Origin of the sequence: Pedobacter sp. Bi27, assembly GCF_918698255.1 — a bacterium.
Taxonomy (GTDB): Bacteria; Bacteroidota; Bacteroidia; order Sphingobacteriales; family Sphingobacteriaceae; genus Pedobacter.
In genome coordinates, this window is sequence record NZ_CAKKMW010000010.1 from 164,807 (window position 1) to 181,050 (window position 16,244).

General features: G+C 42.4%; 8 protein-coding genes. All 8 read left to right on the forward strand.

The window, feature by feature from the left end:
* The first annotated feature begins 106 nt into the window (after positions 1-106).
* The 8 genes from LQ227_RS24170 to LQ227_RS24205 all read left to right on the forward strand — a co-directional run bounded on the left by LQ227_RS24170 (position 107) and on the right by LQ227_RS24205 (position 15,950).
* The gene (locus LQ227_RS24170; RefSeq protein ID WP_230151592.1) at positions 107-1,135 is read left to right on the forward strand and encodes a glycoside hydrolase family 105 protein; all 1,029 of its coding nucleotides are present in this window, start codon (positions 107-109) and stop codon (positions 1,133-1,135) included.
* Positions 1,136-1,140: 5 nt separating this feature from the next.
* Complete coding sequence (locus tag LQ227_RS24175) at positions 1,141-2,106, forward strand: DUF4886 domain-containing protein (protein WP_230151594.1); 966 nt, start codon at positions 1,141-1,143, stop codon at positions 2,104-2,106.
* A 560-nt stretch (positions 2,107-2,666) separates the two neighbouring features.
* Positions 2,667-5,837: a TonB-dependent receptor gene (locus tag LQ227_RS24180; protein WP_230151596.1), complete on the forward strand. Its 3,171-nt coding sequence runs from the start codon at positions 2,667-2,669 to the stop codon at positions 5,835-5,837.
* 14 nt (positions 5,838-5,851) lie between these two features.
* On the forward strand, positions 5,852-7,525 hold the full coding sequence (locus LQ227_RS24185; protein WP_230146246.1) for a RagB/SusD family nutrient uptake outer membrane protein: 1,674 nt from the start codon (positions 5,852-5,854) through the stop codon (positions 7,523-7,525).
* A gap of 33 nt (positions 7,526-7,558) precedes the next feature.
* Positions 7,559-10,381, forward strand: a complete 2,823-nt coding sequence (locus LQ227_RS24190) for a SusC/RagA family TonB-linked outer membrane protein (RefSeq protein ID WP_230151610.1) — start codon at positions 7,559-7,561, stop codon at positions 10,379-10,381.
* A gap of 12 nt (positions 10,382-10,393) precedes the next feature.
* On the forward strand, positions 10,394-12,049 hold the full coding sequence (locus tag LQ227_RS24195) for a RagB/SusD family nutrient uptake outer membrane protein (RefSeq protein ID WP_230146248.1): 1,656 nt from the start codon (positions 10,394-10,396) through the stop codon (positions 12,047-12,049).
* Positions 12,050-12,051: 2 nt separating this feature from the next.
* Positions 12,052-13,317 carry a S9 family peptidase gene (locus LQ227_RS24200; protein ID WP_230146249.1) on the forward strand — a complete coding sequence of 422 codons (1,266 nt, stop codon included), beginning with the start codon at positions 12,052-12,054 and terminating at the stop codon, positions 13,315-13,317.
* Between the two features lie 644 nt (positions 13,318-13,961).
* On the forward strand, positions 13,962-15,950 hold the full coding sequence (locus tag LQ227_RS24205; protein ID WP_230146250.1) for a DUF4832 domain-containing protein: 1,989 nt from the start codon (positions 13,962-13,964) through the stop codon (positions 15,948-15,950).
* The last annotated feature ends 294 nt before the right edge of the window (positions 15,951-16,244 follow it).

The following is a 16,244-nucleotide window of genomic DNA, read 5'->3' on the forward strand; positions in this document are numbered from 1 at the left end:
CTTGCTTTTAATATTAATACTAACTGGCTGTTGCAGATTCAGCGCTTTTTCTGCACCAACACATGCAAAAAGAGATTCGGTTCTGCAAAAAACAAACATTTTTAAAATGATGCAGCGGGTAGCAGACTGGCAATTGGAAACCTGGAAAAATAAAGGTTTTAACCATCGAAAAGCTGACTGGACAAATGGGGCCTGTTATACTGGTATTTTCGCTTTTGGCAACATTAAAGGTAATGAACATTATCTTAAAACGCTGGTAGATATTGGCGATGAGCTGGGTTGGAATACCGGACATTTGCGCTTCCATGCAGACGACTATTGTGTGGGGCAAACTTATGCTCAGCTTTATAGTAAATTTAAAAAGAAAAAGATGATTGCTCCGTTTATTTTGCAGGCAGACAGCATTGTAAATCAACCACATAACGAGCCTTTAAACTGGAAAAATAAAATCCAAAACAGGGAGTGGGCCTGGTGCGATGCCCTTTTTATGGGGCCTCCTGCTTTAGCTTATCTGAGCACCGCTACCAAAGATGAAAAATACTTAAACACAGCGGTAAAACTGTGGTGGAAAACCACAGAATTCCTCTACGACCCAACAGAGAAGCTGTTTTTCAGAGATGAAAGTTTCTTTAACAAAAGAGAAAAAAATGGTCAGAAAATATTTTGGTCGAGGGGTAATGGATGGGTTTTGGCGGGTTTGGTAAGGGTGCTGGAAAATACGCCGAAAAACCATCCCGACAGGACTAAATTGGTACAACTTTACCAAGATATGGTGGGTAAAGTTGCCAGCTTACAGCAGCCAGATGGTAGCTGGCATGCATCATTATTGGATCCTGCGAGTTTTCCGGTTAAGGAGATGAGCGGTACAGGTTTCTTTAGCTATGCAATTGCCTGGGGCTTAAACCATGGGCTTCTGGAAAAGAAGCAATATCTTCCTGTGGTAGAAAAATCATGGAAAGCTCTGGTATCTGCTGTTCATGATGATGGCATGCTGGGTTATGTGCAACCTATTGGCGCAAGTCCGGATGCCGTAAATGCAAATAGTACCGAGGTTTACGGTGTGGGTGCATTTTTGTTGGCGGGAACTCAATTGTATCAATATTTAAAATCACAGGAGAAGGCTTATAAAAATTAACAAGAATGAAGATTAACATCAAAATACAGCGCGCTCCTTTAGCTAAATCAACAGCTTTTTTTCTGCTGTTGATCTGCCTGGTTACCGATCTTTTTGCTCAAAACCGGCAGGATACCTTACGCTTATTTATCATAGGAAATAGCTTTTCGCAAAACGCTTCAGCCTTTTTGCCACAAATGGCTAAAGGGAGGGGAAAGACCCTCATTATCGGCCGTGCCGAACTCGGTGGGCACTCACTCGAACAGCATTGGGGATATATAGAAAAAGCAGAAGCCAATGTTGATGACCCCAAGGGCAAACCTTATAATGGTAAATCATTAAAAATGTTATTGGGGCAAGGGAATTGGGATATTGTAACTATACAGCAATATTCTTTCCTCTCGGGCGATTCCTCGAGCTATTATCCCTATGCCAACAAACTGGTTGCTTATGTAAAAACACTTCAACCTCAGGCCCGCATCGTCATCCATCAAACCTGGGCTTACCGTTCTGATGCAAAGAAGTTTGGGCGTATAAGTGAAGGCCTAACCGCGAAGAATCAGGAAGAAATGTGGCAAAAATCCCGTGCAGCTTATCATCTCCTTGCAAAACGGATCAATGCCCGTATTTTACCAGTTGGCGATGCTTTCGAAATGGTGGCTACCAATAAAAAATATGCTTTCAAGCCCGATCTTTCATTTGATTATGATCATCCAGTTGCACCAAATTTACCAGATCAGACCAATTCGCTAAATATCGGGTACTTCTGGAACAAGAATCAGTTAAGTTTCGATCCAAATCACGCCAATGATGCAGGGAAATATTTAGGTGGATTAATCTGGTATAGCTTATTGTTTAATGATGATTTGAAAAATATTGCCTTCAAGCCCCAAAGTGTATCTAATGACTTTGCAGCTTACCTGAAAAAAGTGGCACGCAAAGTTGTAGGAAAGCTCAGGGTGGAGAATAAGCATAAAGTGTCTATCAACTAAATTGATCTCCGCAGATTTTTGCCCCCAGCATCAGTCTGCGGATAAATTTAATCGAAATAATGCGCTAACTGTACAAAACCAAACCATTTCCGTACAAAAGTGAACCCTATGTAAGGGCTAAGTACTATAGATTTGTGTTAACCAAATAATAAACCCAACTAAGTATGATAACCCATTTCTCAACCATCTCGGCCATTGCCAATGAGGAAAACACAAAGGCTAAACCACAAGTCAGTAAAATAGAATGGCATAGGCATTTAACTTATATTTCACGGCATAAGGTTTAAACCAAAACGGCAAAATCAAATAATTGCTATTGTAATGCTTTCATATCTCTTTTCTTAAAATTCAGCTGATAAACCTACCCTTTTTTGGGATTTATGAGGACGCTTGTATGGTATCCTGAAGGTGAATTATGCGTGATAAAAAGGCGTGACCATTTTAATTCAATTGATTTTGCCTGAAGCATAATTGTAAATAAAATGAGGCTGCAACTTTAAAATCAGATAAGGAAGGCTCATCATTTTCGAAAAAAATAATTCTAACCATATATCAAATAGATGATAAAAAAATTAAACCTCAGGCCCAAAAGCTGGTTTTTCGTGGTTATTGTGGTGTGGTGTCGGGCACATGCGCTCGCTGCCGAACCCATAAAAATAACCACCAGCGCTGTTACTACATCTCCCAAACGATTGTTTCAGGAAATAACCGGAATAGTTAAGGATGAGAAAAATCAACCGATTCCGGGTGCAACAATCAAAATAAAAGGAACTACCATCGGTGTTCAAACCGATCTGGACGGGAAATATAAAATCAACGTTAACCGAGGTCAGGTACTTGTTTTTTCTACCATTGGTTTTGAAAGCAAGGAAGTAACTATAGGCGCTTCCAGTGTAATTAGTGTAACCTTAACATCTTCAAGTAGTTCGCTTAATGATGTGGTGGTAAATGGTTATTCTACACAAAGAAGATCGGCCGTTACAGCCGCCATCAGTACCGTTTCAGGTGCCGATTTATTAAAAGCGCCAGTAACCAATGTCAATAACGCTTTGGCTGGGCGGGTACCTGGTTTGGTCGTACAGCAAACCTCCGGACGGCCAGGAATTAACGGTGCAGCGCTGTATATCCGCGGACAGGTTTCTCCCTCAGCAACAGCACTCATTATTGTGGATGGTGTTGAGCGGACTTCTTTCGGCGATATTGATCCAAATGAGATCGAAAGTATTAACATCTTAAAAGATGCATCATCTACCGCTTTATACGGTTTAAAAGGCGCCAACGGCGTATTTGTAATCACCACGAAAAGGGGAGTTGAAGGGCCGGCAAGGGTAACCCTTTCTGGTAACGTGGGCATTGTTAGTGCCACATCCCGTCCTGAGATTCTGGGCGCCTACGAAAGTGCGATGTTACTTACCGAAGGCCAGCTTAATGTTGGTGAAGCCCGCACATTTACCGATGAAGATTTAGCCACATTTAAGGCCGGAAACGGTAATCCGTTGCTTTATCCAAATGTAATGTGGTACGATGAACTCGTTAAAGACCATTGGATGCAGAACCAGCAGAACCTGACAATATCAGGCGGTAGCGAAAAAGTAAAATATTTTACCTCTTTTAGCCACCTGCGCGAAGATGGAAATTTCAAGGAATTTAAAACACCTTTAGATTATTCTACCTCGCCGAGCTATAGCCGTTATAACTTCAGGGCCAGGGTTGGCATAGATCTTACCAAGACTACAAATTTTGAAGTTAACCTTGCAGGCAGAAACGAGCACCGCTACAGTCCTGCAGGCATGAGCGAACACAATGACCCTGCTGGTGTGGTGAGCAATGGTATTGAAGGGCTTGTGGGCAGGGCGCTGAAAATGCCGTCGTGGGCAGCCCCATTTTTTAAAGAATATACCAACTCCGACGATCCTAAAGTGATTGCGTTGGATGGAAACTATAACCACATCGTAAATTATGGACTTAGTGGGGTAAATGCCTTCAATCCTTACGCTTTGTTAACCTATGGAGGATATGCTTTTACCGATAACAACATTGCCGAATCAATTTTTACGGTACGCCAAAAACTTGATTTTATAACAAAAGGCCTGAGTTTAAAAGCCCAGTTTGGTTATGATGCCACACAATTATCAGGAAAGTTGCAAAGAGGCAGTACAGGATACCTCGAGCTAAATCGGTCAACTTTAGCGCTTACACCAGTTGGAGGAACTTACAATGATTTTTTTGGCGCACCAGCTTATTCAAGAAGTGGGTTCACCAAAACGAACTTACAGCTGTTTTTAACCTATGGCAGATCATTCGGTAAGCACAACTTGAGTGCTAATTTAATCGGTCAGCGCGAGCTTCAAGGCTCAGCCGCTGCCGCCGCCCCATATGCTAATCAAGGTATTATTTCAGAAGCAACCTATAACTATGGTAATAAATACTTTTTAACAGCCAGTGCTACTTACAACGGTTCGGAGAACTATGCCAAAGGCTATCGTTATGGCTTCTTTCCGGCTGCAACTGTAGGCTATAATCTGGCCAATGAAGAATGGATGAAAAAGTTTACCTGGATCAGTATGCTCAAAATACGTGGTTCGATTGGAAGGGTAGGGATTCCCAGTCCGGGTACAAGCCGGTTCTATTACCAGAATAGGTTTGGGGCAGGGGCAAATGTCGTATTTGGAAACCCAAACAGCAATTTCAGTGCGCCAACCTATACCCAATTGCAATATGGTAATCCATTTATCACCTTTGAGATCTCGTTAAAAAGAAACATAGGGCTTGATCTCTCTTTATTTAAAGATAAACTGAATATCACGGCAGACCTTTTTGATGATGAGCGTTCGGATATTTTAACGACCCGATCAGCAACAAGTTTTGCCACTTATGGAGCCACGGTTCCAAGTACCAATTATGGCATCAATTATAACCATGGATATGAACTTTCAGTAACTTATCGCAATAAGATTAATGAATTTAACTACTCCTTCACCGGAAACCTGAGTTATGCACGTAACCAGCGCAGGGTACTAGACGAGGCTCCCGGCCTTGCAGAGAACCTGCGGGTATCAGGCAGGCCTATCGGTACTTATTTCGGATACCATGTGCTTGGCTTTTATGCAGACCAAAAAGACATTGACAGCAGTCCGCTAAACAAAATAACGGCATATCCGTCTATACCCGGCGATTTTAAATATCAGGATGTAAACGAAGATGGCATAATCAATAACCAGGATGTAGTGGCCATTGGGCATCCAAACATCCCTGAATACAATGCCAGCTTGAATATGCAGTTCGGCTATAAGGGATTTCAGTTGTCGGCATTGTTTAATGCGGTAACCAATGTGAGTTCTAACGTAGTGTTCCAAAGCGGTGGCCTTAACCAGTATTATGCACCGATGCTGGAAAGATGGACGCCTGGCAATACCAACGCCAGCTGGCCGGTAATCCGTCCGGGCCTGAATGCAAACCCCAACGAAAGTTTGAACGATTTTACCTTGCAGGATGCATCTTACATCAAGCTGCGAAATGTGCAGCTCAGTTACAGTTTGCCTAAAAAATGGATAACCAGACTTCGGTTAAGTAGCCTTACGGTATTTGTTAGCGGGCAGAATTTAAAAACATGGACTAATTTCTATGGTATAGACCCTGAAAATAGCTTGTCGGGAAATGCTTATGCTTCATCCGTTGCCACTATTCCAACCACCAAGATCTTCAATTTTGGGCTTAATTTATCACTCTAATTAAAGGTATAATCATGAAAAAAATCATATATCTCTTGTTTTTAGTCGCCTCGTTAATTGGTTTTTCCTGCAAAAAGGATTTTCTACAACGAGATGTGGGGATCCAGAGCGACCTCGAAGAGGTTTTTAAAGACCCCTTGCTGGCTTCCCGTTTCGGCGATTTTACTTATACGTTTTCCATTTCAGATTATGGCCGCCTGAGCGGTTACAAGGGCATGACCTCACAATTTACAGATGAATCTATTGTCAATAACGGTCAGATAGAGGTTGCCGCGATGAATAGCGGCCAGTTTTTAGACCCAGGGGCTTCAGATGTAACAGGGATTTATGCCCAAATGTACAGAGGAATCCGAAATGCAAACCTGATGCTGGCCAACATGGACAAAACCCCATGGACAGATCTTTACAATCCCAATTATATCAAAGGTGAGCAACTTTATCTCCGGGCATATTTTTATTTTGAGCTTTTAAGGCGCTTTGGCGGGGTGGTTATATTAAAGCAGCCTCAGGATTTTACTGAAGCTTCAACAGACCTTCCCCGCGCGAGTTATGCAGAAACATTAGGGCTGATTTTGAGTGATCTGGAGCAGGCCATCACACTATTGCCATTAACCAATGCCGATTGGCCGAATCCTGCTGCACAGTCTAACAGGGCTACAGGCGCTGCAGTTATGGCGCTTAAAGCAAGAGCGTTGTTATTCGATGCCAGCCCGTTAAATAATCCCAACAATGATTTAGTTAAGTGGAAGAAGGCCGCAGAGGCATCAAAAGCAATTATAGACCTGAATAAATTTTCACTCGAGCCCAACTATGCAAACGTACTCACTGTGGCAAACTCTAATGAATACATCCGGATCTGGCCACGCGGAGGGAGAGGGTTTATTGGTACCTACCTCAGCGATTTTTTGATTCCTACAAGTTATGGGGGGGCACAATCTAATCTTTCGCCAGTTCAGAATCATGTTGATCTGTATGAAATGGCGAATGGCAAACCGATTACCGATGCCACGTCGGGATACAATCCGCAAAATCCTTACCTCAATAGAGATCCACGGTTTTATGTCAACATTCTTTATAATAATGTTACCTGGCAGGGGCGTGCGGTACAAACCTGGCAATCAGAGCCCAATGCACAGGGGATTATCACTTATGGAACGGATATCAGTACGGCTACCTCCATTACTAAAACCAGCTATTACCTGAAAAGATTGTGGCCTGAAGCTTCGCGTTCGGGCTCTACTGCATCGGCGCTTCTGAATTATGTTTTCTACAGGTATGCCGAAGTACTGATTAATTATGCTGAGGCTTTAAATGAAGAAGCAGGAGCAACTGCCGAAGTGTATAACGCGGTGAACGCCATTCGTTTGCGGGCTAAAATGCCGGTTTTGCCAGCTGGCCTCAGCCAAGCTGAAATGCGCGAGCGCATCAGAAATGAGCGTGCCATAGAATTTGCTTTCGAAGACATGCGCTGGTGGGATATACTCCGCTGGAAAAAAGGACCGGAAATCGTGGCGCAGCCAATGAAAGCCATGAAGGTGATTAAAAATGCCAATGGATCATTCAGCTACAGCGTAATAGAATTGCCCGCATTTAAAAAGGTGTTCAACAATAACATGTATTTATACCCGATCCCGAGAGCAGAAATGAATAAAACCAGCGGCGCTTTAAAACAGAATCCAGGCTGGTAATCATTCAGTTATATATAATTTAAAAGATAAGAAATGACAAGATATACTAAATGTTCAGGCATAATTTTGGGCATCATATGCTATCTGTTTACCTGCACAGCTTTAGCACAAAATACAAATCAGAAGGTGTCTATCACAAAGGAAAACGATGGACAGACAGACTCAACTAATAAATTGATTGAAATTCCCTTTGGCACCCGCAGTCGGGAAGAAGTAAATTTTGCCCAGAGTTCGCTTCGCTATAACCAACTTACAAAAGTGCCCATCAGTAACCTGTCTGGTTTACTCGCCGGAAGATTAAGTGGTTTTTTGTTCAGATGGACAGGTAATCAACCTGGTGGCGGCAATGTATCCTATCAGATCCGTGGAAGGTCATCTTATGCGCAGGGCTCAACACCTGCCTTTTTGGTGGATGGAATTGAACGTGATTTCGAAGATATGGATATCAGCGAAATTGAAAGCGTAACTGTATTAAAAGATGCTGCTGCTTTAAACTGGTACGGACTAAATGGAGGCAATGGTGCCATTCTGGTGACAACCAAAAGAGGCAAAATTGGAGAAAACCTAATCTCTTTCGATGCCCAGGGCGGTTTTCAGTCGGCCAGCAACCTGATCAAGCCCTTAAATGCCTACGATTTTGCCACCTTGTATAATCGTGGCTTAACCAATATCGGGCAAACACCAGCCTATAGCGAAGCAGCGCTCGAAGGATACAAAAATCATACAGATCCCTATCTGTATCCTGATAACAATTATTTAGATCGTTTTCTAAACAAACGGGCTGCTACCCAAAGGTATGCACTTACCTTTAGTGGCGGGAGCAACAAGGTGCGTTATTTTAGCTCTGTTAGTTACTTTAATCAGCAAGGACTTTTTAAAGAAACAGAAACGCCCAATTACGATTCTAATTACGGTTATAAACGTTATAACTTCAGGATCAATCTGGATTATGATGTGACTAAAACGCTTACGTTGACTTTGTTGGCAGGGGTTAGAAGTGAAGTACGGAATGATGTTGGAGATGGTACTGCAACAGTATTTAACAACTTGTATAATCTGCCGCCAAATGCGTTTCCTATTTTAAATGCGGATGGATCTTACGGTGGAACTTCACTCTTTCAGAATAATCCACTTGGCCAGTTACAGGGCACAGGATTTTCGCGTACCACCACAAATATTTTACTGGCCAGTATCATGGCCGATCAAAAACTGGATTTTATAACGAAAGGCCTTTCTGCCAACTTATTCTTCTCTTACGATGGTTATGGTAATTATGGAGACGGATTATCTGAAAATTATGCAGTTTTCAATCAAACAGTTACCCCAATACAAACCTATCGTACACCTGCGGTAATTGCTTACAGAACTGCAGCGTTCCAAACCAATACCAAAAACAATGAGCTCTGGTTTGGCTTCGATTATAACAGGACCATCGGCACAGATCATCAAATAAAAGCCAATATACGTGGACAGCAATATGTAAGTGCAGCGGTAGATCGGTTAGATTATCGTTCCCGTATGCTTGTTGGGCGAGCAGATTATAGTTTCAAACAGCGCTATATGCTGGGTTTAATAGCAAGTTATTCCGGATCAGAAAATTATGCTCCGGGAAGACGTTTTGGGTTTTTTCCGGCGGTATCGGCAGGATGGCTTATCTCCAAAGAAGATTTTCTTAAAGATGCCTCTGCAATCAGCTACCTTAAATTAAGAGGATCTTATGGCCGTTCGGGCAATATCGGACCAACTTATGATGCCAGCGGGAATGTGGTAAGGCTGCCTTACCGTACGTTGTTTACCAGAGATGCTGGGCCATTTCTCGGTTCTACTTTTTCTACTTCAACAACAGCAAGATTGGTAAGCCCTGCCGGTAACCCGTTAACCACCTGGGAAAAGGTTGACCGCTTAAATTTGGGTACAGATGTAGACTTTCTCAAAGGAGCACTTTCGTTCTCTTTTGATTATTTTGATGAAAAACGGACAGACATTTTAGGGCCTGCAAATTTACCAGGTATTGTTGGGATAGCCATTGCACAGGTAAATTCAGGGAAGGTAAGCAGTAAAGGATTTGATGCCAGCGGTGCATTTAATAAAAGAATCGGCGAAGTGTTAATCAGTACGAACGCCAACTTTACCTATGCCAAAAACGTGATCTTGGAAAGAACTGAAAACGTATTGCCCAATCAATCTACAATAGGACGCTACGTAAATGGTGGAAATTATTACCTGGCTGAAGGTATTTTTCAAAACCAGGCTGAAATTAATGCAAGCCCAAAGCAAACCTTGTCGAGCCTCGTAGTACCTGGCGATCTTAAATATAAAGACGTTAACAACGACAATCTCATAGATGCAAATGATGCTGTATCAAGCGACTATACCGATATTCCGAAAGTATATTATGGCTTTGGTTTTAACATCAGGTATAAACAGTTTGATCTCGGCGCACAGTTTCAAGGTGTAGAAGGGCGAACAATTGATCTTTCCGATATTATGTATGCCGGCCCTAACGGATTGAACCAGTTAAGCTTAGATAGCTGGACACCCACCACTGCAGCTACGGCAAAATATCCACGTGTTGGAATTTCAGATAATGGGAATAATACCGCAAACTCTACCTTTTGGTTGTATTCAGGTGATTTTTTGAAGCTTAGATCCGCCGAAATCGGTTATAGTACTTCAAATAAACTCAATCAACGCTTACGTTTTAAAGGCGCCAGGATATTTGTAAGTGGCAATAATATTTTTACCATTTCCAAACTCAATGCGCTGGATATTGATCCCGAAACACCCAATGCAGGTCGTTTTTCCTCTTATCCCTATGTAAAAACCTTTGCCGTGGGCATAAATGTCAAATTTTAATTCAAAATGAAGATGAAAAAGAAACTATATGGTATGTATATCCTTCTGGCCGTTTTGCTAATGGGCCTTGGTGCTTGTAAGGATGAATTTTTTGAACCTTCATACAGTGAAGGTCCCGTAAGTGAAGAAGCAATCTGGAATACCGACAGGCGTGTACGGGAGTATTTGAACAACGGATACAATTATATGCTGGCCAGATACAATGTTGACGGTTCGGGCGCATTAATGGCCAGCGGAAGTGACGAAGCCGTAAATTCAAATTTAAATAGCAACGTTAATGTTTTCAATAATGGTAACTGGAGCAGTTTAAGGACCTTCGACGAACAATACACCAACCTTTATACTGGATTATGGGTGGTAAATACATTTCTGGAGCGATCGCCCACGGCGGTTATCTTTCCGGCAAGCGATCTGCCCGCGCTAAGGGGAGAGGCCTTCTTTCTGAGGGCTTTATTCCATTATGAATTATTTAAGCGGTATGGCGGAATCGTGCTCGCCACCAGATCCTTTTCGCCGATAGAAGATCTTAACCTTCCACGAAATACGGTTGATGATGTGGTAAAACAGATTGTTAAAGATTGCGACTCGGCAATCAGCCAGATTCCTGCAGCTTCTACCAAAGATTGGGATGCGGCCAATTACGGTCGTGCTACAAAGGCCGCTGGAATGGCACTAAAAGCCAAAACGCTGTTGGTTTATGCAAGTCCGCTTTACAATCTAAATAATGACCTGCAGCGTTGGCAAAATGCCGCAAAAAGTGCAAAAGATTTAATGGACTTAAACAAACACAGCTTGTTGAGCACGGCGTTATTCCCTAGCTTATGGGACTATACCACCACCGCTACTTCTTACAACAACGAGGTTATTTTCGCCACACCGGCAAGCAATACCAATACAATAGAGTCAAATAACGCACCCATTAGCTTCACCGGCGGGTTGGGAAGAACAAACCCTACACAGAACCTGGTCGACGCCTTTGAAATGACCAATGGCAAAGCCATAACGGATCCTTCATCAGGTTATGATCCGCAAAATCCGTACGCCAACAGAGACCCTCGTTTAAACCAGTTTATCGTGTATAATGGGGCAAATTTTAAAACGGGAAGTTTAACCCGTGCGGTGGAAACTTATGAGGGAGGTCGGGATAATGTTCCTTCTAATGTAAACAGTACAAAATCAGGCTATTATCTACGTAAATTTCTAAGTGGCAATGCAACTTATAACATCACAGGTACCACAAGCGTAAGAAGGCCCTGGGTTTTGTTTAGGTATGCAGAAATCTTACTGATCTATGCAGAAGCTTTAAATGAATTTGGCGGTCCGAACGCAGAAGTTTATAATGCCATAAACGCTGTGCGTACCCGGGCTGGGATGCCCGCGCTGACCGGGTTGACACAATCTCAAATGCGCGATCGCATTAAAAACGAACGCCGCGTAGAATTATGTTTTGAAGAACAGCGGTTTTTTGATGTGAGGCGATGGAAGGATGGGGAAAGTAATTTTAACGGACCCGTTAAAGGCATAAAAATTACCAAGGTGGGTACTACTTTAGCTTATAGCCCTTTTGTAATTGAAAACAGGACCTTTACCAGTAAAAACTATTGGTATCCTTTTCAGCAGTCTGAAATCAATAAAGCAAATAAACTGATTCAAAATCCAGGTTATTAAGTATGATGTATAGATTAAAATTTTCTCCCCATCAAAGCAGATTTGTAATTACCGATTCGGTAAGAAAAACGCTGATTTTTTTGCTTGCGCTAATCCTATTTTCAGGTAGCGTATATGCGCAGAAAACGGATAAGTTTATGGGAGAAATTGTCAATTATGATGAAAGCACTGTTCCGGCCTACACCTTACCCGAAATACTGCTCACCACAAAGGGAGAAAGGGTGAAAAACACCTCGATTTGGGAGAAAAAGCGAAGACCTGAACTTTTAGCTCTTTTTGAAGAACATGTTTATGGAAAAACACCCGGTAGTTTTGATAGCTTGAAGTTTATGGTAACCAATGAAAAAGCTGATGCCATGCAGGGAAAGGCTCATTTGAAAGAGATAAAGATTACCGCCTGGAATAAAGGGAATTCGATATCCTTTCCTGTGGTGCTCTTTATTCCAAACAAACGGAACAAACCAGCTCCTGTATTTTTACTGATCAACAACCGGAGCAGCAGAAATATGGATCCAACAAGAGTAGAAAAGAGTACTTTTTGGCCAGCAGAGCTGTTGATCGACAGCGGTTATGCTATTGCTGCTTTTCATCATGGAGATGTAGCCCCTGACCGTAAGGATAGCTATCAGAATGGTGTATTGGCGCATTTGTTTCCGGCAGAACTGGAAAAAGATAATGGAATGAAAGCAATCGGCGTATGGGCTTGGGCCGCAAGCAGAGTAATGGATTACTTCAAAACCGATAAAGCAATCGATTTTAACAAAGTTGCGCTCGTTGGGCATTCCCGGGGTGGTAAAACGGCTTTATGGGCCGCCGCCCAGGATCAACGTTTTGCAATGGTGTTTAGCAGTTGCTCAGGCAGTACGGGTGCATCGCTTGCAAGGCGTAAATATGGCGAAACAATAAGCCTGATCAATAAACAGTTTGGTTATTGGTTTAATAATAATTACAAGAAATATAGCAATGATGTAAACAGCCTGCCGGTTGACCAGCATATGCTCATTGGTCTCATTGCTCCACGGCCAGTGTATACCACCAATGCTACCGAAGATAGATGGGCAGACCCTTACGGCTCGTTTTTGTCATTAGTGAAAGCCAAGCCTGTTTACGATCTCTATGGTAAAAAAGTTAACCTTCCAAAAGATATGCCCGTAGTGAACAGTCCCATAATTAATTCGGCTATGGGCTACCATTTCAGGGAAGGAAAACACGACCTAAATGTTTACGATTGGACAAATTTTATCCGCTTTGCCAAACTCCATTTTTAGTTATCCTATTGGATAGATGATGAGGCAAGTCGCTATTTTACAATATGTTGTGATAGCATAGCCTAAAAGATAAGATTGGTTAGTTTTAGTTAACGGAGGAATGCTGCAAAGCGCCTCCGTTTTTTGTTTTCTGGTGATATGCAATGGTTTACCAATATTTTTTGAAGGCGAATGCCCGTTCTAATACCATTCAGGGCAAATTTTTTCTTCTTGTACAAAATTGAACCATTTCCGTACAAAAACGAACCCTTTCGCGCCCTCTTGTCGTGTATTTTTATCACAACCAAATTATATTCTTATGAGCCAATAGCTAAGTTCCCTTAACCCAAAGCAAGGTGAAATGGGAGGCTAAGTGTATTAAATGCGTCCAGATTGGATGCATTAAAGATCTCTTTTGCCTTTCCTAACCAGCGTAACACCGTACGCTGATTACCGATTTTTTTAAACCCCATCATTTTAATTCGAAACAACGATCTGTCGACAATCGCGCTTCGATTTATAATGTCTCTTTACGTCAATCCCTTATTTAGGTAGCAACTGGTGCACATGTAATTTTAGCAAAGGCAAAAATTGCCCTCTGCTTGAAGCATTGCTGCATTCAAATTTAAAGAATTTTTAAATCCAATAATTTAATGTTTATTACTATGAAAAAACCAAATTTAGAGAAGACCGGAAAGGTCGCTTTGCTGGCATTATTATGCTTGCAAATGCTTTCGTGTACTAAAAACAAAGACGAAGATCTTTTAGAAACCTTTAACAACGGAGCACAAAAAATGGCTGTTGTTGGTGCCGCCAATAATGTACTGATCAGGCCCGTATATAACAGTACAGCTGTATTGCGTAATCCGTTAAATGGCTGGGTGATGTATGCAAAGCGAGATGCTGTTGATACTTATTGGGATAGTCAATTTTACGTGCCAGAATTGGGCAGAAATGTAAAGGCTATTGATTACGCATCCGCCTGTTACATCCGTACAAGCTGGCGATCGCTTAATCCCAGTCCCGGCGTTTATGCCTGGAGAGACTTGAGCTCGCAGATTGGTAAATTAATTAATGGGGTTAAAACCAGGGGATTACCCATCGCGTTCCGGATCGTTGTAGACGGGCGTGATCAGGGAGAAAATACACCTGCTTTTGTGTTTAACGCCGGAGCTGGATATTGGTTGTCAAACCCCGCCGCGCCTACACAGAAAACCCCTTACCCTCAAGATCCGATATTCAGACAATACTATAGTACTTTCATAGAAGAGCTGGCAAAAGACTTTAATGATCCCGTTCGTACCTCTTTTATTGATGCCTATGGCTTGGGCAAGTGGGGAGAAGCCCATAATACGGTATATGCAGCCCCGGGTGTGTTAACGGCCGCACAAACAGAGACGGTAAAGGAAGAGACTTTAGACTGGATTATGGCATTATACAACAGGACATTTACCAAAGTGCCGCTGGTGATCAATTACCATAGATTAATAGGTCATCCTACGAGTTGGGGGGCAGCAAACGCCAATAGCGACAGGTTACTGGTTAAAGCGATCAATCGAGGGTATAGCTTGAGGCATGATGCCTTTGGAATGACCGATTATTACCAAAGCTGGGAGAAAAATTTTGCGGCAACCTGGAAACATAAACGTCCGATTATTATGGAGGGAGGATGGATTGTGAGTGGTACCCACCGTTACTGGATCGACTCAAGCGGACAATATCGCGAAGGGCATCCTGAAGATGTAAGGCTGGGTGAATTTAACAGGTCGGCCGAAGCTGCGGTAAACATGATGGATTTTAGGGTTGGGGAAACAACCTCCTGGTTTCAGACCAGCTTTCCGCTGGTACAACGTTTTAATGCAGAAGGAGGCTACCGGTTATATCCTGATGAGTTATCGTTGCCAGATGCAATTGCCAATGGTGCCACGGCTACTTTGAGCCATCGCTGGAAAAACATGGGCTGGGGGTATTGCCCTAACAATATTCCTCAGTGGAACTATAAGTATAAAGTTGCCTTTGCTATTCTGGATACTGCCGGTGTGGTAAAAAAACTTTTTATCGACGAAAACGGAGACCCTTCTAAATGGCTGAAAGATAATCCTATCACTTATAATTTCACCACAACGGCAATCAATTTGCCTCCTGGCACCTATAAATGGGGGGTTGCCATTATCGATAAAACAAATTTGAATAAACCGGGTATTGCACTTGCTGTAACCGGCACCTTTAAAAATGGATGGCTTGAACTCGGTAATCTGCAGGTACAAGCAGAGGCGCCCATTGGCCAAACGGTAAAATTAAAAGGCCCCAACAATATGTTTGTATCCGGCGAAAATGGGGAAGCACCAATGAGATGTAACCGTGCGAACGCGTCTGGCTGGGAAACCTTTGCCATTGTAGATGCAGGCGGAGGAAAAGTTGCCTTGCGAAGCATGAACAAATATGTATCCTCAGAAAATGGGGCTACTACCGGGATAACCTGCAGCCGAACAACCATCAGCGATTGGGAAAAGTTTGATTGGGTGGTTAACGCCAATGGCAAAATCTCACTTAAGGGGAATAACGGTAAGTATATTTCTTCTGAAGGTGGGCAGTCGGTAATGAAATGTAACAGGGAAACTATCGCAGGCTGGGAAGCTTTCGCTTTGGAGTAGGCGTAAAATCACTCAGGTGAAACTGTCGTCATTGCGACTTTTTCAGCCGACGAAGCAATCTTTGTAGCGTTGATCGCTGTCATGAAAGATTGCTTCGCCGTTCCTCCTCGCAATGACGTATTTTCACTATTCTGGTCTTAGCGTCTCCAATGCTATTAAGTTAAGGTTTTTTGGATTTTGAGATAGTTTTTTTTAGTATATTTATATACAATCAAAAAAGATACATGAGTTTAATTTCCAGCAATATTTCCAAGGAGAAACATATCGTTTCTCCTAAAAAAAACATGTGATTTT